Consider the following 22445-nt stretch of genomic DNA (forward strand, 5'->3'; position numbering starts at 1 on the left):
ATTGAGCGCAGGCCAATCGTCAAGCGCCGGATTGGAAGCTGGTGTTGCAAATTTGTCGGGATCATAATCGTTAATGCAAATTAACCGGAAAGCCTAAAATCCTCCCGGAAAGTGCCTTTTTTCCGGCCAATTTGAACGGGATTCCTGTCTTATACAAAAGGGGAATAGGCCCCGCCCAAAAGGACCAGACCCATGATGCCAACGCAACAAACTGCAAAGCCGCGAGAAAGCACCTTTGCCGACCATCTCGCCTCGCAATACCGTGCAATCGGTCCAGCAGCGATTCAGGCAGCAGTTCTCAATTCCATTCGCCAGCGTCCTCCTTTGAAGCTTGCTTCAATTGTGCAGGAAACGGACTAAGAGACTAAGCGCTATGCCGGCCATGACAAGGCCGATGATAACATCAAGCACGCGCCAGGCAGCGGGCCGGGCAAACACCGGTTGCAACAGCCTCGCGCCATAGCCGAGACCAAAAAACCAGACGAAGGACGCAATCGCCGCGCCAGCGCCGTAAGCCGCGCGGTTGACACCTTCGAAGCGGGCGGAAAGGCCGCCAAGCAGGACAACTGTATCCAGATAGACGTGCGGGTTGAGGAACGTCAGTGCCAGCACCGTGCCAATGGCGACTTTCAAAGAGCTACTACCCACACGCGCAGCCTGCATCGCCTCTGGGTGCACCGCACGCCTGAATGCTATCGAGGCATACCAGAACAGAAATATCGCGCCTCCAAGCGTTACAAATGAGATGAGTTTGGGCGACTGAGCAATCAATGTGCCAAGGCCAGCGACTCCGGCGGTAATTAGCAGTGCATCGGATAAAGCGCAGATTAAACTGAGAATAAACACATGCTCGCGAAGCAGGCCTTGACGCAGTATGAAAGCATTCTGAGCGCCAATCGCGATAATGAGCGAACCGCCAAGAAGAAAACCGGAAAGTGCGGCTGAGAACATTCGGAGAGTTTCCTGTTATTTGATTGGCAATGAATTAGAATAATTTCATCTGCGTATCAGGTTCTTCGGGATTGTTGCGAGCAGATTTTTTGGGTTCGCTTAGGTTTTCAAGCACCCTGTCCTGAATATCCGGACCAGTATTGGCGACCTTGTTGACCTTATCCGAGACCGGAATAGCCTCAAAGAAATCCGGTTGCGCCGGTTTCATCAAATCGGCAACATGACGCGGTTCCTGCGTTTTGCAATCAAGCCAACGGGCAAAATCCTTTTGTTCGATAATGACAGGCATACGATCGTGAACATGCCGAATATCATCATTGGCACTCGTCGTGAGTATGGCTCCGGTATCCATTTCGGAGCCTTCCGCGTTTGCCCAAGGCTCATAAAGCCCTGCAAATGCGATGATGCCGCCATTGCGGGGTCTGATCCAGTAAGCTTGAGATTTTTTGTCTCCACTGCGTCGCCATTCATAGAAGCCGGACGCCGGAATGAGAGCCCGTCGATGGCGCATGGCTGTTTTGAACGAGGCCTTTTCGATTGCAGTTTCGGATCTTGCATTGATCATCAGCTGATAGTCAGCCGTATTCTTGACCCACCCCGGAATGAAACCCCAGCGGACAAGCAGGGCTTTGCGATCCGGGCGATTGCTGCCAGGCGGCGGAGTTTCGCCGCTCACAACCATCAGGATCGGCTGCGTTGGAGCAATGTTGAAGCGTGGCGGAAAATCCTCCAGCTCCATGAGCGCAAGATAGGCGGCTATTTCTTCAGGGGTCCCAAGAAGTGAAAAGCGTCCGCACATGTCTAACCTGCTTCTACATTGTCGTAATCTTGCATCTGCACCACTTGCTTAAGTACCATCATCTTGTCAAATCGAGTCGCTGAGTTTACCGCTTGGATATGGACCAAATTCCTCTTTCCGCGACTGTCGACGGTGTATCCACAGTCTGTATGCGTGACGGCGCATTCCTTCTGGTTGAGCGCGGCCGTGAACCCTCGAAAGGCTGGCTCGCCTTTCCCGGCGGAAGACGGGAGGATGGTGAGACACCGCAAGAAGCGGCAATAAGGGAACTGCAGGAGGAAACCGGCCTCACGGCAGCGATGGTCACCTACCTCACGACAGTGACTTTCGATTACTCCACACCGGAATTCCCTTCTCCCAAACCCTTTCGCCTTGCGGTTTTTCTCGCACACAATGCCGTTGGTGAGGCAATCGCGGCTGACGATGCGGCAGCAGTTCATTGGTTGCGATACGAAGAAATGGCTCAGTTCGACGTTACGGAAAGTGTACTTGACGTTGCGCAGGAACTTTCGCAGGGCTTTAAAAGCAGAGGGTATTAACCACGCGTGCCTTGAAGCTGCCTTGCTTTCGGGTGACAAGAGCTTGGGGAACTCAGCTCAAGGCAGTTTTGTGCGTCGAATAGCGTTTATCATATTGGCATTGACGGCAATTTCTCGCACTGCACCTGCCTATGCGGTTGACCCGCTTTACGAAAGCAAACTGATAAGACTGGCGGAAGTGCTGGGCTCCATCCACTCATTACGCAACATATGCGGCGAAAACAGCAGCCAATGGCGTGACAGAATGGATGCGCTTTTGCTGGCAGAAAACCCGGATCCTGTGCGTAAGGCGCGGCTGATAGCAAGTTTCAACCGGGGATACCGGACCTTCAACGAGACGTATTCAGCCTGTACCAGTCAGGCAATTGCGGCGATTGACCGCTATGAGCAGGAAGGAACAAAGCTTTCTTCCGAGATCGTATCGGGCTATGGAAATTAACCAGGCTTTAACTGTTGAAGCCAATGAACCGCATTTTAAGCAAAACCTATGGTATTGTTTAGCGGCACTTTAAGAATTGGCTCCGGCCAAGGATGGTACACCATGAACATGACCTCGACAGAAATTGATAAGTTGGTTGCTGAAGAGAAAAAGCTTGTAGCGATCGAATATCAGAATGAAGTCTGGGCTGACGGCACGCTTGAAGGCATCGAACCGGAGATTATGGCGGAAGCAGCATTTGCCACGGCGCTGATCGAGCTTATCCGCGATAACGGTGAAGTGTCCGCGCTGGCCTTGCTCGAAGGCTTGCGCGAACGTATCTCTGCTGGCGAGTTTTCCGCCAATCGCATTCTGCAGTAATTCAATTCCGGGTGACCTTTATGCTTGAAAAGCATCTTTCCGCTTATCCTTTCGCCAGAACCGTCATGCTGGCGACAGCGGTATGTGCATTGAGCATGCCCGCATGGTCTGCAAACTCGGTTGCTCCGATACAACTTGCGTTGAGCGAAATCAAAAAGGAAGAACTGCCTAAGGCGGCAGAACCGGCCAAGCCCAATGCTGACCAGCCGACTGGCGAAACGCAGACGCCTCCTCCCGCCCCGACAGACACGCCGGCCGCTGCACCAACGCAACCTGCGGCGGATGATGGCGATGCTGATGCCAAGGCTACCAATCCGGCATTGCCGAATGCCAAGGATGGAGCGGAAACGCCAGAGATTCAGTACGATCTTACCAAGCTGCCCTTCCCGGTACAAAAAATGCATCAGCTTATCCTCGAAGCTGCGAAATCAGGCAATATTGACGCATTGCGGCCCCTCATCGGATCTGGCGATGATGTGACCATGCTTTCGCTGGCCGAAGTTGATGGCGACCCACTGACTTATCTGAAAAGCCAGGCAGGAGACCCGGACGGGCAGGAAATACTGGCCATTCTGGTCGATGTGCTTGAGTCCGGTTATGTCCATATTGATGCAGATACAGCGGACGAGCTGTATGTTTGGCCCTATTTCTTCGCCTATCCCTTGGACAAGCTTGACGCAAAGCAAAAAGTTGAACTCTTTCAAATCGTTACAGCTGGCGATTATGATGAGATGAAGCAGTTTGGTGCTTATGTTTTCTATCGTCTGGGTATTACACCGAAAGGCCGCTGGCGCTTTTTCGTGACTGGCGACTGATTTTTATTCAGTTTATTTTTATGTAATGTCACATCCGGCAACTCTATCTCGTCTCATGTTCAGGCAACCGAATGCCAAACAGGAGACAGATCATGAAAGCCAGATTAAACCCCATCAATTTTGACGCCATCAAGCCAATGCTCACCATGAGTGAGAGCGTTGAAGGCGACGGCGTGGAAAAAAGCCTGCAAGAACTCGTCAAGATGCGTGCATCGCAGATCAATGGTTGCGCATATTGCCTTGACATGCATTCCAAGGATGCACGTAAGCATGGCGAAACCGAGCAACGTATTTATTTGCTGAACGGTTGGAGAGAATCGCCATTATATAGCGACAGGGAACGGGCTGCCTTGGCTTGGACGGAGGCACTGACTCTCGTTTCGCAGACGCATGCGCCCGACAGTGATTATGAAGCGCTCAAACTGCACTTCACCGAGGAGGAAATTGTGAAACTGACGATGCTCATTGTCACTATCAACGGTTGGAACCGCATCGCGATCGGTTTCCGCTCCATACATCCGGTAGCAAAAGCCAGTGTCGCAGCCTGACAATACACTAGAGACGTTCAGCCGCCTCAGACCGCGGCTGACCCGGATTGCCTATCGCATGCTCGGGTCAGTCGCGGAGGCGGAGGACATTGTTCAGGAAGGCTTCATTCGCTGGCACCAGACCGACAAGTCTAATGTGCGCAGCGAAGAAGCTTTTCTTGTCAGCGTAATCACGCGGCTTTGCCTTGATCATTTGAAATCGGCACGTGTCCGCAGGGAAAAATATGTCGGTGACTGGCTGCCAGAACCGATATTCAATCCGGACGAAGAAGAGTCTGAGGATGATATCACGCTAACCCTGATGGTGGCCCTCGAACGGCTGTCGCCGCTTGAGCGTGCCGCATTTTTGCTGCACGATGTATTCGGCCATGATTTCAAGCAAATCGCCGAGACCATTGATCGGGATGCCGCAACGTGCAGGCAGCTCGCAAGCCGGGCACGCAACCATATACAAAAGGCCAAGCCGCGATTTCCAGTTTCTGATGAACAAGGCAATAGAATTGCAGCCGCGTTCTTCAATGCCTCACGCACTGGTGACACACAGACGCTTCAAAGCCTTCTGGCAGATGATGTTGTCATGTATGCCGATGGAGGAGGAATAAGGCTCTCGGTGGTCAATCCTATTTATACGGCTGAGAATATTACGCGGTTCTTTGAAGCTGTTTCACGCCGCGCAGAATTCAAGCTGCCCACATTATTGTTTGAAGGCTTCATTGATGGCCTGCATGGCTTTGCAACAATGGAGTCCGATGACCTGCCGCAAACAACTGCTTTGGAAATTGAGAACGGCAAGATCAAAGCCATCTATGTCATGCGTAACCCGGAAAAACTCCAACATTTGCAGTTTGCGAAATTACCGGCAAAAGGTACAGCTTGAATTCATTTTTGAGACGCAAGAGGTTCCATGAGCGCGCTGACAATGTATCAGGTGGATGCTTTCACCAACGAGCTTTTCCGAGGCAATCCGGCAGCGGTCCTCGTGCTTGATGACTGGCTTCCGGTCGAAACCATGCAAAACATTGCTACCGAGAATAATCTTGCAGAGACTGCCTTTGTCAAACGCAACTCAAATGGCTGGGATTTGCGCTGGTTTACGCCTGTTCACGAAGTAAACTTCTGTGGTCACGCTACCCTCGCCTCATCCCATGTTTTGCTGCATGAGCTTGGTGTACAAGGTGAACTGTCATTTGAGACGAGGGTTGGAACTTTGCGCGTCAACAAAACGCATTCAGGTTATCAGCTTGATTTTCCGTGCTTTGCGCCAGAGCCAGCGACCGATCTTCTCCCGGCACTCAAAGATATTACCCCTCTGGACGATATTACGGCGTTCCAGAATTTTGAGAATGTTTTTGTTGAGCTGGAAAATGAGCAGGCCGTCCTCGATTTCATTCCCAACCTGCCGAAGATTACACTGCTTGACCCGTTCGGACTGGTGATTACCGGCAAAGGCAAAGAGCATGATTTTGTATCGCGCTATTTTGTACCCCATGCCGGCATTCCGGAAGATCCGGTAACAGGATCAATTCATTCGACGCTTGTACCATACTGGGCCGCCAAGCTCGGCAAAAACCATCTGTCCGCCTTTCAGCGCTCAAAGCGTGGCGGGCATTTGCTTTGCGAACTCGCCGATGATCGTGTGCTGATCAGTGGAGCGGCGGTAACATTTATGAAGGCCGAGATTTATCTGCCTTGAAGCGCCTCTCCAAATAGCACTGGCTCGCCTTGTGACGGGGTAACGATCTCGCCGTCCCACATGACTTTGATGCCACGCACAATCGTGCCTACGGGCCACCCGGTAACGATTTTGCCATCATAAGGTGTCCAGCCAGCCTTTGAACCAACCTGTTCATTGGTGATAGTCTCACGGCGTTTCATGTCGACTACGGTCAAATCCGCATCATAGCCAACAGCGATGCGCCCCTTGCGGGCCATCCCGAACAAGCGATTTGGACCATGCGAGCTAAGATCAACGAAACGCTCAATGGAAAGGCGCCCGGCATTTACGTGGTCGAGCATGATCGGCACAAGCGTCTGCACACCGGTCATGCCGGAAGGTGACGCGGGATAGGGTTTGGACTTTTCTTCCAATGTGTGGGGTGCATGGTCGGAACCCAGCACATCGACAATCCCCTGCCCGATCCCTTTCCAGACGCCATCGCGATGACGGACATCGCGTACTGGCGGATTCATCTGAATTAATGTTCCAAGCGTTGCATATAGGCTGGCTTCAAGTGTCAGATGGTGTGGCGTGGCCTCGCAGCTCGCCACATCCTTATGTTGAGCAAGAAAATCGATCTCCTCTGCCGTAGAGATATGTAGAACATGAATGCGGGCACCCGTTTCACGGGCAATTCGTACTAACCGTTCGGTACACTGAAGGGCCGCGATTTCATCGCGCCAGACTGGATGCGACGAAGGATCATTCTGCACGCGGAAGCTTTCGCGTTCACGCAGGCGAAACTCGTCTTCAGAGTGGAAGGCAGCGCGACGGCGGGTATTTTTGAGGATTGAACGGACACCATCATCGTCTTCAACAAGAAGATCACCGGTAGAGGAACCCATGAAAACCTTGATGCCCGCAGCGCCCGGCAGGCGCTCCAGTTCGGGAACATCATGCGCATTTTCACGTGTGCCGCCCACCCAGAAGGCGAAATCGCAATGCATACGATGTTTGCCGCGACGAACCTTATCTTCAAGAGTCTCTGCTGATGTGGTTAGCGGCTTTGTGTTCGGCATTTCGAAAACCGCCGTGACACCACCAAGAACAGCAGAGCGGGAGCCACTCTCAAGATCTTCCTTGTGTTCAAGACCCGGCTCACGGAAATGCACCTGACTGTCAACGACGCCGGGAAGGATATGCAAACCTGTCGCATCGATGATTTCGCGCGCCGATGCGGTGCCAAGATTGCCGATAGCTGCAATGCGCCCATTGGTGATACCAATATCGCGCAAACCGACACCATCCTGATTGACCACCATGCCACTGCGATAAATCGTGTCGAATGTTTGGGCCATTTCAATCTCCTTCACCTTGCGAACCTGTCCCGAGCGGATTACGTAACAGGAACAGATAAGGCAAGGATAATGCAATGCCATCGGCACTTTTAAGCGGAAGAGCGGTCCTGAACGTTACAGGCGAAGAAGCAGAAAACTTCCTGCAGAACCTGATCACGACAGATCTCGACCATTTGCAAAAAGGCAAACTTCAACCCGGCGCCCTGCTCAGCCCTCAAGGCAAGATCATGTTCGAGTTTCTGGTCTCACGATCTGCCGATGGCTTGCGTCTCGATACTTTGCAGTCTGCGGTCGATGATTTTGCCAAGCGACTAAGCCTCTACAAGCTTCGCGCCAAAGTGCAGATTGCCGTTGATTCTGAATCGCTTGTGGCTGTTTCGTGGGGAAATGATTCAGGTGTTTCAGAATCTGATTCAATGGTTCAGGATGAGCGCTTTCCTGACGATCTGGAAGTTTTCCGCTACTACGGCAACACTGCTTTCAACGAGAATGTCGACGCATGGACGCGTCTGCGGATTGCCCATGGAGTAGCCGAAGCCCCCATAGACTATACGCCGGGCGATGCTTTTCCGCATGACATTAATTTCGACCAGATCAATGGTGTATCCTTCAAGAAGGGCTGTTTCATTGGTCAGGAAGTTGTTTCCCGTATGCAGCATCGCGGCACCGCCAGGCGACGAATTCTGATTGTTGATAGCAAGGTCGACTTGCCCCCGGCAGGAACATCCATAACGGCAAATGGACGTGAGGTTGGCACGCTGGGAAGCGTTGCAGGGCGGAGCGGACTGGCGCTTGTCCGCATCGACCGCGTTAAAGATGCAATGGACAGCGCTACCCCTATTTTGGCAGGAGATATTTTGATCCAGCTTGCCATTCCACCCGAACACCGGTTTACATTTCCCATGACTGCGCAGAAAGCGTAACCGGGGAATTGCAATGCAAGAAAGGGCCAAGCCCAGACAGGAACGCTCAACCAAGCCGGAAATGCGAGCTTGGCAGCGCATGTTGTCAGGGCGGCGTCTCGACTTGCTTGATCCTTCACCACTGGATATTGAGATCGAAGACATTGCACAGGGCCTTTCGCGGGTCGCCCGCTGGAATGGCCAGACAACAGGCGAACATGCTTACTCTGTCGCTCAGCATTCCCTCCTCGTAGAGGAAATATTTGGGCAGCTCTTCCCACAGGTGACAACCGAGCAAAGGCTCATCGCACTTTTGCACGACGCACCGGAATATGTCATTGGCGATATGATTTCGCCGTTTAAAGCGGTGGTCGGCGGTGACTACAAGGCGGTGGAGTTGCGATTGCAGCACGCCATACATTTGCGGTTTTCGCTTGCTCCAGCGATCAAGCAGGAACTTGGCAAGCAGATAAAGCGCGCTGATGCTGTAGCTGCATACCACGAGGCGACATTGCTTGCGGGCTTTTTGCCCAGTGAAGCAACCGAGTTTTTCGGGCGCCCGCGCGGTATCGATCCGCAAGGTCTGGACTTGACGCCTCTTCCCACCCAAAATGCACAGACCAAGTTTTTATTGCGCTTTGCTGCGTTAGATCAACAGCGCACCAAAGGATAGACCATGCCTCATCTCATTGTATCGCCCGTCTCGCGTATTGTCGAAACAGCGTCACGGTTTGGCGCGCGCGATATGCTCACTCTCATGAATGTCGGCTCCCGTTTCGACCGCCCGGCTGAGATTGAGAAGAAGCGCCATTTATTCATTGGTTTCAATGACATCACAGAACCATCTGATGGCATGATTCATCCCTCAGTCGATCATATCGCTCAATTTATCGAGTTTGGGCGCCGCTGGGATCGAAAAGCTCCCTTGCTCATTCATTGCTATGCCGGAATCTCACGCTCTACTGCGGGGGCTTATATTACTGCGCTCGCACTCAACCCGGATCTGGACGAAGCCAAGTTGGCGCAAACTCTCCGTCATAACGCGCCATCTGCAACACCAAATGCTTTGTTGGTTGCCCTCGCTGATGATCTGCTTGGTCGCAAGGGACGCATGGTGGAGGCGATCAAGGCTATTGGTCGCGGCGAAGACGCATTTGAGGGTACGCCTTTTATTCTACCGCTGATGGCTGACACGTGATGACCACGCTCAATGCTGTTGAAATCAACCTGAGTGCAGCAATCGCAGCAGTTGCCAATAATGATCCACTTATATTAACGACATCCTCCAGCGGTGAACCGGAAAGGGATGAGTTACCTTTCGGCCCGTTCAATCCACTTGATCATCGCACTTTCGAAGCCGGGTTGCGTGAATGGGTAGCCGAGCAAACGCCGCTTCAACTCGGATATGTCGAGCAGCTTTATACGTTTGGTGACAGAGGCAGGCACAAAACCGTCGAAGATCGCGGATTACACGTCGTTTCTGTTGGATATCTCGCGCTGACCCGCATCACCGAAAACAGCAGTGAGCAACTTCGTAAATCGGGTGCACGATGGCGAAGCTGGTACTCCTTTTTGCCGTGGGAAGACTGGCGCGGTGGCAAGCCCGCCATGATCGATGAGGAAATTCGTCCCGCTTTGCTGAAATGGGCGGAGGCAAACACACTGCCATCGCGGCTGAGCCGTTTTCGCATGGCCTTTGGTGATGAGAACATGGCTTGGGATGAAGAGCGCGTGCTTGAGCGCTATGAGCTTTTATATGAGGCCGGGCTTATCGAAGAAGCCGTTCGCGACGGAAGGGTTGATCGCCCACCCTCCCTCTGCCTTCCGGGGCTCGCCATGAGTTTTGATCATCGACGCATTCTGGCGACAGCGATTTCCAGATTGCGTGCGAAGCTGAAATATCGCCCTGTTGTCTTCGAACTGATGCCGCCAACATTTACTTTGACGGCACTTCAAGAAACTGTTGAAGCCATATCCGGACGCCATCTGCATAAACAGAACTTTCGACGGCTTGTCGAAACCACGGAATTGGTAGAGCCGACCGGCGCAGAGCAGATACAGGCACGGGGCCGCCCTGCTGCACTTTACCGGTTCAGGCATAACGTTCTTGAAGAGCGAAGTGCAGCGGGCCTCAGGGTTGGCAACAGGTCATAGGAGCTGCGAATGAACGACAAACCCACTTCCATGAACGCCGACGGCATTTTCGAGCCGTTTTCCTCCCAGGTTGTTCCCGTTGAAGAATGGTCGCAAGGCACACGTTTCGGCAGCAAGTACCAGTATCTTTCAGGATATGGGGGCTCAACGCATGTCGGGGTTCAGCTTGAAGAATTGTCACCGGGTATGGAGTCGAGCCTCAACCACTATCATATGCTTGAGGAGGAACATGCTTTTGTTCTCGAAGGTGAGATGACCTTGAAGCTTGGCGACAAGACATATGTCATGAAAGCCGGGCATTACATCTGCTTTCCAGCAGGCCAGAAGGCCGGACACTCATTTTACAATCATGGCGATGCGCCCTGCCGTTTCCTTATGATCGGAGAGAAAAGCCCCAATGAGGTGGTTTTCTATCCGGAAAATCAACGTGTTGGCGTTCGTTTGCTGGGCGAAGGCTATAAGCGATCCTCCCAAATCGACTATTGGGAAGGTGTCGATACGGGTAAGCCGGATTAGAGCAAAATTTGCTCTAGACCTTCGCCGGAACAATCCGAATAACATTGCCCCAAGGATCGATGATCTCACGCTCTTCCCTGGCGTCCGTTGAGCTGAATTCAGCCCACGCCAAACCTGAACGGTCAATGTCGCGGCGTCCTGCTCCCCTGCTCTGCCAGGCATTTGCAGCTACATGATGGTGATAGCCGCCCGTGGACATGAACACAGCACCCGCGCCATAGGTAGCAACGGTCTGCAGGCCAAGCTCGCTGTGCCACCATGTTTCGGCTTCCTTGGCATTGCCCACCCGCAAGTGAAGGTGGCCGACCATGGTTCCATCGGGAGCAGCCATCCAAGGCTCGCCAGTGGCTTCGGTTAGAAGATTGCCGACATCAAGCGGTTCTGTTGCCATCGCCAGAGCCGAGCCATTCCATGCCCATTTCTCATGTGGCCGGTCCGCATAGATTTCGATCCCGTTGCCCTCGGGGTCTGTCAGGTAGATTGCCTCACTGACCAAATGGTCCGAGGCGCCGACAATTGGTGTGCGCTGATCGATCGCGCGCCTTGCCCATCGTGCAAGGTCGGCGCGTTGCGGCAGCAGGAAAGCCGTGTGATAAAGCCCAGCGCTTTGCGGATCATCGGCTCGGACGGGCGCTTGTTCTATTTCTAGAAGCGGAGTTTCACCGGCACCAAGTATAATTGATTGCCCTTTACGCGAAATTTCGCGCAGGCCGACCACATCCTGGTAATAGGCCGAAAGCAGATCAGCATCCTTGGCCTTTATGCCGATCTTCGACACGTAAGTCGGTGCTGTTGCAGCAAAAGATACATCCGTCATTTTTGCCTCCGTGCGGGTACTGACCGCCGTTCCGATGAGCGCTAAAGTCTCACCAACCAGTTTCCGGCGTGTAATTCGCATCGTTTGTTTCGTTGACCTGAAAATCAGCTTTCGGAACCTCCGGCACAAGAGCGATGGCGGCGAACAGGCTGTTCGCAAATAGTGAACTGTGATGGGGAGATTGTTTACAGGATTAAGGCTGCCGCCGCTGCCTTCCATATTGCGAAATGAAAGCAACTTTCCTAAGTACGGCGCATGAAAGTCAAAGATACCGATATTCTTATCATTCCCGGCTACACAAATTCGGGTCCTGATCATTGGCAAAGCCGTTGGGAAAGCAAGCTTTCCACAGCACGCCGTGTTGAACAGGCCGAATGGTCAAAGCCGGTTCGTGAAGATTGGGTTGCCGAAGTTGTCAAGGCAGTCAATGAGGCAACGCGCCCCGTTGTTGTGGTCGCTCATTCTCTCGGCGTACCTACATTCATTCATGCCATTCCCCAGATTGGCGACAAGGTCAAAGGCGCATTTCTGGTCACACCGCCTGATGTTGCCAATCCGAAAATCCGGCCAAAGCATCTCATGACCTTTGGTCCCTATCCGCGCGAGCCTTTCACGTTCCCGTCGATGGTTGTCGCAAGCCGCAACGACCACTATTGTAGCTATGAAGTTGCTGATGATTTGGCTGCGGCCTGGGGATCACTGATCGTGGATGCCGGTGAGTCCGGACATCTCAATTCAGAGTCCGGCCATGGACCTTGGCCTGAGGGTACAATGGTCTTTGCTCAGTTTCTATCCAAGCTTTGATCCACAGCGCAATTCGAGACGCATGGTTTGGTTTACGCTTCTATCGCGTTCAGCAAGCTCTGCACACCGTCCGTCAGATAGGTTGTATCAACAGCAAGCGGCAGGTAGGTAAATCCCAGACCGGAAAAACGTTTCGCCAACGCAGCATTGCCAGCATAGATACCGGCAAGTTTGCCAGCGGCTTTGGAGCGTTTGGCTATTTCAGTTAAGGGCTCGATGATCGCATTGGAGCCCGCATCCACCTCCTCGCCATTGCTCCACGCAATCGAGAAATCCGAAGGGCCGACGAAAACACCGTCGATTCCATCGACAGCGAGGATATCATCCAACGCTTCATATGCCGCGCGGGTCTCAATCATGGCGAAGGATAGAGTTTCCGCGTTTGTCTGTGCAAGGTATCCGCCGGAACCGCCCGTCACATAACCGCCCGGACGCCCGCGCAACTGCCCCCAGGAACGCTCTCCCAATGGGGGATACTTCGTCGCTGCGGCAAGGAGCTTTGCATCGGCCACTGTGTTGATCATCGGCGCAATAATCGCTTCGGCCCCAATATCCAACGCTCTGCTTGCCATATCAAACCGGCCAACCGGTACGCGAACCGCGGTATGCTTACCGGCACTGCGCAACACGCCGGTCAAAGCAACAATGCTGGCTGTATCATGTGCACCATGCTGCATATCGAGTAAAACAGCAGAGAACTGCGTACGGCAAAGCGCTTCCATAACCAGCGTATCGGTCATGCTGGACCAGCCGGAATAAATAGTTTCTCCGGCTCTAAGACGCGATGCTAATGACATGATTCTTACCTTCCCTGTGACCATTCATATTGCAAACGGGGAACGATGCCGGTCAAGGCCAAAGAAAACAAATCCTTCGTGGGGTTATCGCAATAGCCGGCGCAACAAAAAACCGCCCCGTAGGGCGGCTCTCATGTAAACAATCAGTATTGCTTACGAAGCGCTTTCGATCTGGCGAATAGCTTCGATCATCAGCTCTTCCATGGTGCGGCGGATACGATGATCTGACTGATCAATACCTGCTGCATCAAAATCGACCCGGATCTTGCGGAACACGTCTTCGTCACCCGCTTCCTGAAAGTCTGCAACGATAACCTCCTTGGCATAGGCCTCAGCTTCCTCTCCGGTTTTACCCAGCTTTTCGGCAGCCCAAAGGCCAAGCAGCTTGTTTCGCCGCGCTTCTGCGCGAAACTTTATTTCGGCATCATGCGCGTATTTATTTTCAGCTGCGTTTTTGCGATCTTCCATGCTCATCTTTATTGCTCCCGCAAATGGTTGGGTAATCCCTATATATCTGGTCTTGCGGCGTTTTTCAGGCAGAACCACATATAGATCGTGTCCAAGTCCCATATAAACACTTCGCAAAAAATCGAAAGTCTCAATTCAACTTCATTGTCTTTAGCGCCTTAGCAGCACTCTATAATCCATAAAACAGGGGAGCTCTACAATGCATCATTGTGAAATGCTTGCTTTTGCGATAGTTAGCGCGCCAACATGACGGCTTGGACCAAGGCCGACCGATAACTCCAATACCAGAGATTTTAAATGAACCGTCGCCGCCGTGTCTACGAAGGCAAAGCCAAAATCCTTTATGAAGGACCAGAACCAGGCACTCTGGTGCAGCACTTCAAAGATGATACTACAGTGCTCCATCCGAAGAAAAGCGAAGTGATTGACGGCAAAGGTGTCCTCAACAACCGCATTTCGGAATATATCTTCACGCAGTTAAACCGTATGGGGATACCGACCCACTTCATCCGCCGTCTTAATATGCGCGAGCAGTTGATCAAGGAAGTCGAGATCATTCCTCTACAGGTCGTTGTGCGCAATATCGCCGCTGGATCGCTCGCCAAGCGTCTCGGTATTGAAGAAGGCACTGTGCTGCCTCGCTCCATCATCGAGTTCTATTATAAAAATGATGAGCTTGACGACCCGATGGTTTCCGAAGAGCACATAACTGCGTTCGGCTGGGCTGCGCCGCAGGAAATTGATGACATCATGGCGCTGGCCATTCGCATCAATGACTTTTTGAGCGGTTTGTTTCTTGGCGTTGGCATTCAGCTTGTTGATTTCAAGATCGAATGCGGCAGGCTATATGAAGGCGAAATGATGCGTATCGTTCTCGCCGATGAATTCACGCCGGATTCAGCAAGGCTCTGGGACAGCCAGACCGCCGAAAAGATGGACAAGGATCGGTTTCGCCGCGACATGGGCGGGCTTATCGAAGCCTATCAGGAAGTGGCACGCCGTCTTGGCATCATGAATGAAAACGATCAGACACGCCCGAGTGGGCCGGTTCTGGTAAAATAGCACTCGACGGAGAAACAGGTAATGAAGGCACGTGTCACTGTAACCTTGAAGAATGGCGTTCTCGACCCACAGGGCAAAGCAATTGTTGGCGCGTTGGGTAGTCTTGGTTTCGACGGCGTTGGCTCCGTGCGTCAGGGCAAGGTATTTGATGTCGAGCTGGATACAAGCGACAAAGCCAGTGCCGAGACAAAGCTCAAGGCAATGTGCGAAAAGCTGCTCGCAAATACTGTGATTGAAGATTATTCGGTGGAGCTTCTTTAATGAAATCAGCAGTCGTTCTCCTTCCCGGCCTCAATCGTGACCGCGATATGATTGCGGCTCTGACAAAAATCTCCGGCGTAGAGCCGCAGACAGTCTGGCAGACGGATACCGAAGTGCCCGACGTCGATCTGATCGTTATCCCCGGCGGCTTCTCCTATGGCGACTATCTGCGTTGCGGCGCGATTGCAGCGCGTATGCCTGTGATGCAGGCTATTCGTGAAAAAGCCAGCAAAGGCGTCATGGTCATGGGCGTTTGCAACGGCTTCCAGATTCTCGTGGAAGCAGGCCTTCTGCCGGGAGCGTTGATGCGCAATGCCTCTTTGAAGTTCGTCTGCCGTCAGGTCAAGCTCCAAGTCACCAACGCTAATACGCCTTTTACCCGCGGTTACTCGCAAGGGCAGATCATTAGCAGCCCGGTTGCGCACCATGATGGCAACTATTTTGCCGACGCAGAAACACTCGCCCGTGTCGAAGGTGAAGGCCAGGTGGTTTTCCGCTATGCCGAAGGTACCAACCCAAATGGTTCAATCAACGACATTGCCGGCATCATCAACAAACAAGGCAATGTTCTGGGCCTGATGCCTCATCCGGAAAACCTGATCGAGGCCGCCCATGGCGGAACCGACGGTCGTGCACTGTTTGCTGGTATTCTCGGGGTTGCTGCCTGAGTAGAATCCTATACGTTTGATGAATGCTGTTTCAGCGGGGAGTGCGTTGAAACAGCGTTTCAAACGGAGGAACCAGACATGAAACTCTATTCGCGGCCACTATCCCCCTACTCCTCCATCGTGCGCTGCATCGCCTACTACAAAAAGGCTCCGATCAAGGTTGTTGCTCCACCCCCGGGTTTTCCAATCCCCGAAGAATTCCGGGCCATCTCACCCTTCAATCGTATTCCGATTTTGATAACCGGCTCCGGGCTTACAATCATTGAAGCTTCTGTCATCGCAGAATATCTGGAAGAGCATTTTCCCGAACCATCATTGTTACCTGCCGATTCCCGCGATCGCGCCATTGTGCGCATGATGACACGTGTTGCAGAACTCGAAGTTCTGGCGCCAGTCATGGAATTGTTCGAGCTATTCCACCTGAAATCCAAAGACGACGCTCGTATAACCAAGCTGTTCAAGCAGATGGAAGCCGGTTTAACAGAACTGGAAAAAGGCTTGAGCGATGGTCCCTATGCACTCGGCGGTGAAATGACATTGGCCGATGCCTGGCTGACGCCCACGCGGTTCCTCTTCAACAATTTCCGGAAAATGTCAGGCCGGGAAGACCTGCTCAATACTTATCCGAAATTCGATGCCTATCAGCAACTGATTCTTCAGGATTCGGATCTATCACTGGTCTGGTACGAGATGTCGGATGGCCTCAAAGTGTTTCTGGGAGAACTTGAGCCTGCCTGAGGCCATCAGAATTAGAAACATACCATGCCCTGAGCGGCAGCCGGTACGTGGCCGGGTACTGGAGAATGAATATGAAGACACCGGGATTGGGTATTGCCGTCGTCATTGCAGTTGCGGCACTTGCAGGATGCCAGTCCAATAGCAAGCCCGGCCCCGGTGGATTGGCGTTCTCCTCCAGCAAGGCAGCGCTTCCAACAATGGAACGCGTTGCGCTTGCCGCCAATAGTTGCTGGTTCAAGTCCGGTGATTCAAGCTTCAAGCCTTATCGCCTTGCTCCCGAGCTCAACTCGTTTTCAGGCCGCCCACGTATTCTGGTCGTGCCCGGAAGTAATCCTGGCGGGCGCCCTCTCCTGGTGGTTCATGCGGAAGGCAATCCGGCGAAAGTTGAAGCCTTTGGTCCGCTGATGAGCAATTCCGTCGGCAATCGTATCGCATCGGATGTTCGCCGTTGGGTCGATGGTCAATCGGATTGCAACGCCAAGGGATAGTCGAGCTATTTCAGTGGATAGACATTGTCGTCGCCGGGAAACTGGCGGGAGCGAACGTCCTCCGCATAGGCCTTGACCGCTTGGTCGATAGCTTCGCCCACTGCCCCATAAACTTTCACGAAACGCGGTGGCTTTGAATTATAACCAAGCATGTCTTCGAGTACGAGGATTTGGCCATCGCATTCGCGTGAGCCACCAATTCCAATGGTGGGAATTGCAAGTTCGCGGGAGATTTCGGCAGCCAGAGGCTCCACAACGCCCTCAACAACAACCGAAAATGCTCCGGCTTCTGCTACCGCTTGTGCATCCGCTTTGATCAAGGGCCAAAGCGCCCTGTCGCGGCCTTGAGTCTTGAAGCCCCCGAGAGTGTTGATCGATTGCGGTGTTAAACCAATATGCGCCATCACCGGAATGCCGCGCTGGGTGAGGAAGCGGATAGTTTCAGCCATTTGAACACCACCTTCAAGCTTCACCGCACCACACCCGGTTTCCTGCATGATGCGTGAGGCGCTACGAAAAGCAGCTTCAGGGCTTTCCTCATATGAGCCAAACGGCATATCAACAGTGACCATTGCCTTGCTTGAACCGCGCACGACTGCCCTGCCATGCATGATCATCATGTCGAGCGTCACGCCCAAGGTGGAATCCATCGCATAGAGGACCATGCCAAGACTATCGCCCACGAGCAGAATATCCGCGTGCTCATCAGCGATACGGGCAGTTGTAGCGTGATAGGATGTCAAGGCAACAATGGGTGTTGCCCCTTTACGACTCTTGATTTCCGGCGCAGTTATCCGACGTGCAACAACATGTTGGCTCATAATGCTCCCCCAAAATCGACTTCAGCCAATGACCTGTTGATCAATCAGCCGTACTTTGCCAAAACGCACAGTCAAAAGAACAACGACGGGCTGTTTGAATTTGCCCGACACGGGGTCGAGTGTTTCTGCATCGCGAATATCGACTGATTCAATGTCCCCGCGCTTTTCCGTCTCAAGTACGGCGCGGACAGCATTGCGTATCGCGGGCACCGATCGCTGGCCCTGCGCTACCATCTCTTGCGCTTTTGCGAGCGACTTTGCCAAGACCCCCGAGGCTTTACGATCCTCCGGTTTAAGCATCGCATTGCGGGATGAACAGGCAAGTCCATCAGCTTCGCGTACCGTTGCAACACCGGTAATTTCAATGGGCATGTCCAGATCAGTCACCATGCGGCGTATGATAGTGAGCTGCTGATAGTCTTTTTCGCCGAAGAAGGCATGGTCTGGCTGCACAATGTTGAACAATTTGGTGACGACGGTTGTTACACCGCGGAAATGTCCCGGACGAATTTTGCCTATCAGGATACGTGAGAGGAGCGGATTGTCGACGATCGTGTGAGCGCCCGGCCGATAAATTTCGGCGACCTCGGGGGTAAAAACATAATCCACCCCTTCTGCCTCAAGCTTGGCAAGATCACCCTTCATATCGCGTGGATAGGCAGTAAGATCTTCATTCGGGCCGAACTGCGTCGGATTGACGAAAATGGAAACAACCGTGATGTCACAAGCCCGTTTGGCCTCATGAACCAGCGCCATGTGACCGACATGCAGATATCCCATGGTCGGAACGAGGCCAATGGATTTTCCCTGCTGGCGTTCAGACTTCAGCGCAGTCCGAAGCTCTGCGATTGTAGCAATGACTTTCATGTCAGTACGATATCCAGTCCAATATCCAGCGTTGGTGCTGCCATTGTGATTTTCGATGTCGATATGTAGTCAACACCGGCTTCTGCAACGGCTTTGATCGTGTCAAAGGCAATATTGCCGGAAGCTTCCAGCTTGGCGCGCCCGGCGTTAAATTTTACAGCTTTTTCAAGCAGTTCCGGTTGCATATTATCAAGAAGAATCACATCGGCATTCACGCTGAGTGCCTCCTCGAATTGATCAATCCCGTCCACTTCCACTTCAATCTTGACCAAATGTCCCGCATAGGCTCGCGCTGCGAGAATGGCCTTGGCTACACTGCCAGCCACAGCAATATGATTATCTTTTATCAAAACGGCATCGTCGAGACCAAAACGATGATTTGATCCGCCACCACATTTCACCGCATATTTAGCAAAAGCACGCATTCCCGGAATTGTCTTTCGCGTATCGCAAACCTTTGCCTTCGTATGAACAATCAGAGCAGCAAATTTGGCCGTGTAGCTGGCAATACCGCTCAGATGCATAAGAAAATTCAACGCGACACGCTCGGCTGAAAGAATGGATCGTGCATTTCCTTCTATCCGTGCAATGACTTCTCCGGGCCTTACACGCGCACCGTCTTTTGCAAGTGCAACAAAGTTCAGCGAAGGATCGATCAACGCAAAGGCCGTACGGGCAAAGCCCATGCCACAGACGGTTCCAGTCTCACGGCTCGATAGAACGGCACGGGCCGTTGCGTCTTCGGGCAAGGTCGCATTGGTGGTAATATCTCCCGCCCTGCCCAAATCTTCCAGCAAAGCGGAACGCACAGCTTCATCCACCAGCAATTGTGGCAGCGACGGAGGATAGGCTTGTTGCTGGGTCATCAGGCAAACTCCATCAATTCACTCACCGTCAAATCGGCATCAGCAAGCGTCAGAAACGTCCTGTGCTGCCATTCAGGACGTTTCTCGGGGAAATCGGTACGGAAATGCCCGCCACGGCTCTCGTGCCGCCTGAGAGCGCTTATAGCGACGAGCTTGGCTGTCGCAAGCACATTACGGAAGGCAGCATCCTTATTGGAGCGCTCTAGTTCCACGATGACCCTTAGCCCTGCCATCATGCCGTCTCTGTCGCGGACAACTCCAAAGCTCTCACTCATTGTCTTGCGCAAGGTGGTCATTGCCGGTGTGTCATCCTCGGCAATCAAATCATCTCGATCAACTGAACCTTTAGACCAATCGTCTGATTTGCCTTGATTTCCAGTGCCAATTCTGGCGGCAATGCGCGCAGAAAAGACGACAGCTTCAAGCAGCGAATTGGAGGCAAGTCTGTTGGCACCATGCGCACCTGTAGACGTGCATTCGCCGCATGCCCACAAACCCTCAATGGATGTTTGTCCATCTGCATCGGTCAAAATTCCACCCATGAAGTAATGGGCTGCGGGAACAACAGGTATGGGCTCGGTTACTGGATCAATACCGGCATCGCGGCAATATTTGTAGACGGTGGGAAACTCCTCAGCGAACGAAGCACCAACCGCTTTGGTGCAGTCCAGCCAGGCGCCGCGGCCACTCATGACTTCGGCGTAAATTCCACGCGCAACAACATCGCGCGGCGCAAGTTCGGCGTCTGGATCAACTTTGAGCATGAATCGCTCTCCGTCGCGGTTGATCAATGTAGCACCATGCCCGCGCAGTGCTTCCGTAGCCAAGGGTGCCGGATCCTTGTTCACATCCAGCGCAGTCGGATGGAACTGAACAAATTCCATATCGGCCATCATGGCACCAGCGCGGGCAGCCATACCAATGCCCTCGCCCCGCGCTTCTGATGGGTTGGTGGTCACGGCATAAAGATGCCCGATGCCGCCAGTGGCAATGACGACCGTCCGCGATGACAATTTCACCTGCGGACCGCGACCTGCCTCCGTACGCGCTATCACACCTGTAACTGAGCCGCGGCTTGTCATGAGATCTTCCACGACATAGCCTTCCATCACACGGATCGAAGGCGTGTCTTCGACAGTTTTGACCAGCGCCTGCATAATGGCACGGCCGGCCATGTCACCACGAACCCGGACGATCCGGCTTTCTGAATGAGCGGCCTCGCGCGAAACTTGCAGCTTTCCTTCCAAGTCGCGATCAAACGGCACCCCATAGCCGAGCAGATCATGAACGCGCGAAGCGGCCTCGCTGGCCATAAGCGAAGCAATGGTCTCGTCGACGATGCCATCACCTGCTGCAATCGTATCAGCGACGTGCTTATCCTTGGTATCGCCTTCCGATACGGCTGCGGCAATACCTGCCTGCGCCCAGGCAGAAGATGCCCCCCGCCCTATTGGGGCGGCGGCAAGAATTGTGACTGGCCGGGGTGCCAGCTTTAAAGCGCAAAACAGGCCTGCTAGTCCGCCGCCAATGATGATGACGGGATCGCTTTGAGTTGACATAAGTGTCGCCTCCGGCGTCAGTTGTTCAGATTGACCATGCGCTCGACAGCAAGCCGCGCACGTTCGCCGATCAGCGGATCAACATGAATTTCGTCACGCATATAGACAAGGCTTTCAAGGATATTGGGCAGCGTGATGCGCTTCATATGCGGGCACAGATTGCACGGTTTGATAAATTTTACCTCCGGCACTTCCGATTCGATATTGGACGCCATTGAGCATTCCGTTACCAGCAAAACTTTGGCCGGACGGTTGTCCTTGACGTAATCGATCATACCTTTCGTGGAACCTGTATAGTCTGCAATCGCAACGACCGAGGGCGGGCATTCCGGATGAGCGATGATCTGAATTTCCGGGTCGGCAGCGCGATAGGCAAGAAGTTCATCCGCTGTGAAGCGCTCATGCACTTCGCAATGACCCTTCCAGGTCAAAATCTTCACATCAGTCTGCGCAGCAACATTCTGTGCCAGGAATTCGTCTGGAATGCACAGAACGCGATCCACACCGAAGCTCTCAACAACTTGCACGGCATTTGCTGATGTGCAGCAAATATCGCTTTCCGCCTTCACTTCGGCAGAGGTATTGACATAGGTGACGATCGGAACGCCTGGATAGGTTTCACGCAACAGACGCACGTCGGCACCCGTAATGGACTCTGCCAGAGAACAGCCGGCCCTCATGTCCGGGATCAATACCGTCTTGGACGGATTGAGTAGCTTTGATGTCTCGGCCATGAAGTGAACGCCGCATTGGACGATGATCTCCGCATCCACTTTTGTGGCTTCCTTTGCCAGTTGAAGTGAATCGCCGACAATGTCCGCAACGCAATGGAAAATTTCCGGCGTCTGGTAGTTATGAGCAAGGATCACCGCATTGCGCTGTTTCTTCAGCCGGTTGATCGCAGCCACATAAGGCGCATAGACGGGCCATTCAATGCGTGGAATATGGTGGGCCACGCGCGCATAAAGATGCTCGGTCTCGGCAGCAACTTCCGGCGTATAAGTCAGGTCCGGCATCTCGAGGATACCAAAGCGATCCGCTGCAGACTGACTCGCGGAACTGCTCGTTGCAGCAGCTTTGATGCGGACAGTGTTGGTCATATCCATATTCCTCCTGGACATCCAATACGGCGCAATTTGGCACCGTCACCGATCATTTATACTCAATATGAGCATATTTATGATCAAAAGA

General features: G+C 52.9%; 30 protein-coding genes. 19 read left to right on the forward strand and 11 right to left on the reverse strand.

Going from position 1 to position 22445, the window contains the following annotated elements:
• Window positions 1–192: 192 nt before the first annotated feature.
• Window positions 193–360 (forward strand): hypothetical protein, encoded by a 168-nt coding sequence (locus ACYJL1_RS13805; RefSeq protein WP_460895916.1) that lies wholly within the window; start codon window positions 193–195, stop codon window positions 358–360.
• Here ACYJL1_RS13805 and ACYJL1_RS13810 read toward each other — a convergent pair.
• Both ACYJL1_RS13810 and ACYJL1_RS13815 read right to left on the reverse strand, forming a co-directional pair.
• Window positions 337–951: a LysE/ArgO family amino acid transporter gene (locus ACYJL1_RS13810; RefSeq protein WP_460895917.1), complete on the reverse strand. Its 615-nt coding sequence runs from the start codon at window positions 949–951 to the stop codon at window positions 337–339. The two genes, ACYJL1_RS13805 and ACYJL1_RS13810, sit on opposite strands and share 24 nt — an antisense overlap.
• Before the next feature lie 34 nt (window positions 952–985).
• Complete coding sequence (locus tag ACYJL1_RS13815; RefSeq protein WP_460895918.1) at window positions 986–1750, reverse strand: SOS response-associated peptidase; 765 nt, start codon at window positions 1748–1750, stop codon at window positions 986–988.
• 98 nt (window positions 1751–1848) lie between these two features.
• Here ACYJL1_RS13815 and ACYJL1_RS13820 point away from each other — a divergent pair, with 98 nt between their 5' ends.
• The 7 genes from ACYJL1_RS13820 to ACYJL1_RS13850 all read left to right on the forward strand — a co-directional run bounded on the left by ACYJL1_RS13820 (window position 1849) and on the right by ACYJL1_RS13850 (window position 6144).
• On the forward strand, window positions 1849–2289 hold the full coding sequence (locus tag ACYJL1_RS13820; protein ID WP_460898042.1) for an NUDIX hydrolase: 441 nt from the start codon (window positions 1849–1851) through the stop codon (window positions 2287–2289).
• A gap of 70 nt (window positions 2290–2359) precedes the next feature.
• Window positions 2360–2728, forward strand: coding sequence for a TIGR02301 family protein (locus ACYJL1_RS13825; protein WP_460895919.1), 369 nt, complete (start codon window positions 2360–2362; stop codon window positions 2726–2728).
• Window positions 2729–2830: 102 nt separating this feature from the next.
• Window positions 2831–3088: a hypothetical protein gene (locus ACYJL1_RS13830; protein WP_122087663.1), complete on the forward strand. Its 258-nt coding sequence runs from the start codon at window positions 2831–2833 to the stop codon at window positions 3086–3088.
• A 20-nt stretch (window positions 3089–3108) separates the two neighbouring features.
• On the forward strand, window positions 3109–3903 hold the full coding sequence (locus ACYJL1_RS13835) for a hypothetical protein (RefSeq protein WP_460895920.1): 795 nt from the start codon (window positions 3109–3111) through the stop codon (window positions 3901–3903).
• A 92-nt stretch (window positions 3904–3995) separates the two neighbouring features.
• Window positions 3996–4451, forward strand: coding sequence for a carboxymuconolactone decarboxylase family protein (locus tag ACYJL1_RS13840; protein ID WP_460895921.1), 456 nt, complete (start codon window positions 3996–3998; stop codon window positions 4449–4451).
• A 58-nt stretch (window positions 4452–4509) separates the two neighbouring features.
• The gene (locus tag ACYJL1_RS13845) at window positions 4510–5328 is read left to right on the forward strand and encodes a sigma-70 family RNA polymerase sigma factor (RefSeq protein WP_460898043.1); all 819 of its coding nucleotides are present in this window, start codon (window positions 4510–4512) and stop codon (window positions 5326–5328) included.
• 27 nt (window positions 5329–5355) lie between these two features.
• The gene (locus tag ACYJL1_RS13850) at window positions 5356–6144 is read left to right on the forward strand and encodes a PhzF family phenazine biosynthesis protein (RefSeq protein WP_460895922.1); all 789 of its coding nucleotides are present in this window, start codon (window positions 5356–5358) and stop codon (window positions 6142–6144) included.
• Here ACYJL1_RS13850 and ACYJL1_RS13855 read toward each other — a convergent pair.
• Window positions 6132–7466, reverse strand: coding sequence for a dihydroorotase (locus ACYJL1_RS13855; protein WP_460895923.1), 1335 nt, complete (start codon window positions 7464–7466; stop codon window positions 6132–6134). The genes ACYJL1_RS13850 and ACYJL1_RS13855 overlap by 13 nt on opposite strands.
• A gap of 74 nt (window positions 7467–7540) precedes the next feature.
• Between ACYJL1_RS13855 and ygfZ the strand changes: the two genes are divergently transcribed.
• From ygfZ to ACYJL1_RS13880, 5 genes are read left to right on the forward strand one after another with little or no spacing between them, the layout of a single operon-like run.
• The gene (gene ygfZ, locus ACYJL1_RS13860; protein ID WP_460895924.1) at window positions 7541–8389 is read left to right on the forward strand and encodes a CAF17-like 4Fe-4S cluster assembly/insertion protein YgfZ; all 849 of its coding nucleotides are present in this window, start codon (window positions 7541–7543) and stop codon (window positions 8387–8389) included.
• 13 nt (window positions 8390–8402) lie between these two features.
• Entirely contained in the window at window positions 8403–9041 is a 639-nt protein-coding gene (locus ACYJL1_RS13865) for an HD domain-containing protein (RefSeq protein WP_460895925.1), read from the forward strand.
• A gap of 3 nt (window positions 9042–9044) precedes the next feature.
• Window positions 9045–9566 (forward strand): tyrosine phosphatase family protein, encoded by a 522-nt coding sequence (locus ACYJL1_RS13870; protein WP_460895926.1) that lies wholly within the window; start codon window positions 9045–9047, stop codon window positions 9564–9566.
• A complete protein-coding gene (locus ACYJL1_RS13875) occupies window positions 9566–10522 on the forward strand; it encodes an NUDIX hydrolase (protein ID WP_460895927.1) in 957 nt (318 codons plus the stop codon). Before ACYJL1_RS13870 ends, ACYJL1_RS13875 begins: the two co-directional genes overlap by 1 nt.
• Before the next feature lie 9 nt (window positions 10523–10531).
• Window positions 10532–11038 carry a cupin domain-containing protein gene (locus tag ACYJL1_RS13880; protein WP_460895928.1) on the forward strand — a complete coding sequence of 169 codons (507 nt, stop codon included), beginning with the start codon at window positions 10532–10534 and terminating at the stop codon, window positions 11036–11038.
• Between the two features lie 13 nt (window positions 11039–11051).
• On the opposite strand, the gene ACYJL1_RS13885 is transcribed toward ACYJL1_RS13880, so the two are convergent.
• Window positions 11052–11936: a VOC family protein gene (locus tag ACYJL1_RS13885; RefSeq protein WP_460895929.1), complete on the reverse strand. Its 885-nt coding sequence runs from the start codon at window positions 11934–11936 to the stop codon at window positions 11052–11054.
• A 174-nt stretch (window positions 11937–12110) separates the two neighbouring features.
• Here ACYJL1_RS13885 and ACYJL1_RS13890 point away from each other — a divergent pair, with 174 nt between their 5' ends.
• On the forward strand, window positions 12111–12659 hold the full coding sequence (locus ACYJL1_RS13890) for an RBBP9/YdeN family alpha/beta hydrolase (protein WP_460895930.1): 549 nt from the start codon (window positions 12111–12113) through the stop codon (window positions 12657–12659).
• A gap of 32 nt (window positions 12660–12691) precedes the next feature.
• Here the strand turns inward: ACYJL1_RS13890 and ACYJL1_RS13895 are convergent, their stop codons facing one another.
• The gene (locus ACYJL1_RS13895; protein WP_460895931.1) at window positions 12692–13456 is read right to left on the reverse strand and encodes an HpcH/HpaI aldolase family protein; all 765 of its coding nucleotides are present in this window, start codon (window positions 13454–13456) and stop codon (window positions 12692–12694) included.
• A 153-nt stretch (window positions 13457–13609) separates the two neighbouring features.
• The gene (locus ACYJL1_RS13900; RefSeq protein ID WP_460895932.1) at window positions 13610–13930 is read right to left on the reverse strand and encodes a DUF1476 domain-containing protein; all 321 of its coding nucleotides are present in this window, start codon (window positions 13928–13930) and stop codon (window positions 13610–13612) included.
• Window positions 13931–14221: 291 nt separating this feature from the next.
• Here ACYJL1_RS13900 and purC point away from each other — a divergent pair, with 291 nt between their 5' ends.
• The 5 genes from purC to ACYJL1_RS13925 all read left to right on the forward strand — a co-directional run bounded on the left by purC (window position 14222) and on the right by ACYJL1_RS13925 (window position 17141).
• Window positions 14222–14986, forward strand: a complete 765-nt coding sequence (purC, locus tag ACYJL1_RS13905; RefSeq protein WP_307283868.1) for a phosphoribosylaminoimidazolesuccinocarboxamide synthase — start codon at window positions 14222–14224, stop codon at window positions 14984–14986.
• 21 nt (window positions 14987–15007) lie between these two features.
• Window positions 15008–15247 carry a phosphoribosylformylglycinamidine synthase subunit PurS gene (gene purS, locus ACYJL1_RS13910; RefSeq protein WP_460895933.1) on the forward strand — a complete coding sequence of 80 codons (240 nt, stop codon included), beginning with the start codon at window positions 15008–15010 and terminating at the stop codon, window positions 15245–15247.
• Window positions 15247–15915, forward strand: a complete 669-nt coding sequence (purQ, locus tag ACYJL1_RS13915) for a phosphoribosylformylglycinamidine synthase subunit PurQ (protein WP_460895934.1) — start codon at window positions 15247–15249, stop codon at window positions 15913–15915. Before purS ends, purQ begins: the two co-directional genes overlap by 1 nt.
• Window positions 15916–15993: 78 nt before the next feature.
• On the forward strand, window positions 15994–16653 hold the full coding sequence (locus tag ACYJL1_RS13920; protein WP_460895935.1) for a glutathione S-transferase family protein: 660 nt from the start codon (window positions 15994–15996) through the stop codon (window positions 16651–16653).
• 71 nt (window positions 16654–16724) lie between these two features.
• Window positions 16725–17141, forward strand: coding sequence for a hypothetical protein (locus ACYJL1_RS13925; RefSeq protein WP_460895936.1), 417 nt, complete (start codon window positions 16725–16727; stop codon window positions 17139–17141).
• A gap of 5 nt (window positions 17142–17146) precedes the next feature.
• Here ACYJL1_RS13925 and panB read toward each other — a convergent pair whose 3' ends face one another.
• The 5 genes from panB to nadA are packed head-to-tail and all read right to left on the reverse strand — an operon-like array spanning window position 17147 to window position 22354.
• Entirely contained in the window at window positions 17147–17962 is an 816-nt protein-coding gene (panB, locus tag ACYJL1_RS13930) for a 3-methyl-2-oxobutanoate hydroxymethyltransferase (RefSeq protein ID WP_460895937.1), read from the reverse strand.
• 21 nt (window positions 17963–17983) lie between these two features.
• Window positions 17984–18829 carry a pantoate--beta-alanine ligase gene (gene panC, locus ACYJL1_RS13935; RefSeq protein ID WP_460895938.1) on the reverse strand — a complete coding sequence of 282 codons (846 nt, stop codon included), beginning with the start codon at window positions 18827–18829 and terminating at the stop codon, window positions 17984–17986.
• Window positions 18826–19695, reverse strand: coding sequence for a carboxylating nicotinate-nucleotide diphosphorylase (gene nadC / locus ACYJL1_RS13940; RefSeq protein WP_460895939.1), 870 nt, complete (start codon window positions 19693–19695; stop codon window positions 18826–18828). Before nadC ends, panC begins: the two co-directional genes overlap by 4 nt.
• Window positions 19695–21254 carry an L-aspartate oxidase gene (locus tag ACYJL1_RS13945; RefSeq protein WP_460895940.1) on the reverse strand — a complete coding sequence of 520 codons (1560 nt, stop codon included), beginning with the start codon at window positions 21252–21254 and terminating at the stop codon, window positions 19695–19697. The genes nadC and ACYJL1_RS13945 overlap by 1 nt, the downstream gene beginning before the upstream one ends.
• 17 nt (window positions 21255–21271) lie before the next feature.
• Window positions 21272–22354, reverse strand: a complete 1083-nt coding sequence (nadA, locus tag ACYJL1_RS13950) for a quinolinate synthase NadA (protein WP_460895941.1) — start codon at window positions 22352–22354, stop codon at window positions 21272–21274.
• Window positions 22355–22445 lie beyond the last annotated feature (91 nt).

The organism is Phyllobacterium sp. K27, from assembly GCF_054796155.1.

Coding starts and splice junctions, on each gene's coding strand:
- ACYJL1_RS13820 (WP_460898042.1), top strand. CDS start 1,849: ATGGACCAAATTCCTCTTTCCGCGACTGTCGACGGTGTATCCACAGTC.
- ACYJL1_RS13880 (WP_460895928.1), top strand. CDS start 10,532: ATGAACGACAAACCCACTTCCATGAACGCCGACGGCATTTTCGAGCCG.
- ACYJL1_RS13875 (WP_460895927.1), top strand. CDS start 9,566: ATGACCACGCTCAATGCTGTTGAAATCAACCTGAGTGCAGCAATCGCA.
- ACYJL1_RS13840 (WP_460895921.1), top strand. CDS start 3,996: ATGAAAGCCAGATTAAACCCCATCAATTTTGACGCCATCAAGCCAATG.
- ACYJL1_RS13835 (WP_460895920.1), top strand. CDS start 3,109: ATGCTTGAAAAGCATCTTTCCGCTTATCCTTTCGCCAGAACCGTCATG.
- nadC (WP_460895939.1), bottom strand. CDS start 19,695: ATGACCCAGCAACAAGCCTATCCTCCGTCGCTGCCACAATTGCTGGTG.
- ygfZ (WP_460895924.1), top strand. CDS start 7,541: ATGCCATCGGCACTTTTAAGCGGAAGAGCGGTCCTGAACGTTACAGGC.
- ACYJL1_RS13870 (WP_460895926.1), top strand. CDS start 9,045: ATGCCTCATCTCATTGTATCGCCCGTCTCGCGTATTGTCGAAACAGCG.
- ACYJL1_RS13830 (WP_122087663.1), top strand. CDS start 2,831: ATGAACATGACCTCGACAGAAATTGATAAGTTGGTTGCTGAAGAGAAA.
- ACYJL1_RS13865 (WP_460895925.1), top strand. CDS start 8,403: ATGCAAGAAAGGGCCAAGCCCAGACAGGAACGCTCAACCAAGCCGGAA.
- ACYJL1_RS13815 (WP_460895918.1), bottom strand. CDS start 1,750: ATGTGCGGACGCTTTTCACTTCTTGGGACCCCTGAAGAAATAGCCGCC.
- purS (WP_460895933.1), top strand. CDS start 15,008: ATGAAGGCACGTGTCACTGTAACCTTGAAGAATGGCGTTCTCGACCCA.
- ACYJL1_RS13810 (WP_460895917.1), bottom strand. CDS start 951: ATGTTCTCAGCCGCACTTTCCGGTTTTCTTCTTGGCGGTTCGCTCATT.
- nadA (WP_460895941.1), bottom strand. CDS start 22,354: ATGACCAACACTGTCCGCATCAAAGCTGCTGCAACGAGCAGTTCCGCG.
- ACYJL1_RS13850 (WP_460895922.1), top strand. CDS start 5,356: ATGAGCGCGCTGACAATGTATCAGGTGGATGCTTTCACCAACGAGCTT.
- panB (WP_460895937.1), bottom strand. CDS start 17,962: ATGAGCCAACATGTTGTTGCACGTCGGATAACTGCGCCGGAAATCAAG.
- purC (WP_307283868.1), top strand. CDS start 14,222: ATGAACCGTCGCCGCCGTGTCTACGAAGGCAAAGCCAAAATCCTTTAT.
- purQ (WP_460895934.1), top strand. CDS start 15,247: ATGAAATCAGCAGTCGTTCTCCTTCCCGGCCTCAATCGTGACCGCGAT.
- ACYJL1_RS13900 (WP_460895932.1), bottom strand. CDS start 13,930: ATGAGCATGGAAGATCGCAAAAACGCAGCTGAAAATAAATACGCGCAT.
- ACYJL1_RS13920 (WP_460895935.1), top strand. CDS start 15,994: ATGAAACTCTATTCGCGGCCACTATCCCCCTACTCCTCCATCGTGCGC.
- panC (WP_460895938.1), bottom strand. CDS start 18,829: ATGAAAGTCATTGCTACAATCGCAGAGCTTCGGACTGCGCTGAAGTCT.
- ACYJL1_RS13895 (WP_460895931.1), bottom strand. CDS start 13,456: ATGTCATTAGCATCGCGTCTTAGAGCCGGAGAAACTATTTATTCCGGC.
- ACYJL1_RS13885 (WP_460895929.1), bottom strand. CDS start 11,936: ATGCGAATTACACGCCGGAAACTGGTTGGTGAGACTTTAGCGCTCATC.
- ACYJL1_RS13945 (WP_460895940.1), bottom strand. CDS start 21,254: ATGTCAACTCAAAGCGATCCCGTCATCATCATTGGCGGCGGACTAGCA.
- ACYJL1_RS13890 (WP_460895930.1), top strand. CDS start 12,111: ATGAAAGTCAAAGATACCGATATTCTTATCATTCCCGGCTACACAAAT.
- ACYJL1_RS13805 (WP_460895916.1), top strand. CDS start 193: ATGATGCCAACGCAACAAACTGCAAAGCCGCGAGAAAGCACCTTTGCC.
- ACYJL1_RS13855 (WP_460895923.1), bottom strand. CDS start 7,466: ATGGCCCAAACATTCGACACGATTTATCGCAGTGGCATGGTGGTCAAT.
- ACYJL1_RS13925 (WP_460895936.1), top strand. CDS start 16,725: ATGAAGACACCGGGATTGGGTATTGCCGTCGTCATTGCAGTTGCGGCA.
- ACYJL1_RS13845 (WP_460898043.1), top strand. CDS start 4,510: ATGCTCGGGTCAGTCGCGGAGGCGGAGGACATTGTTCAGGAAGGCTTC.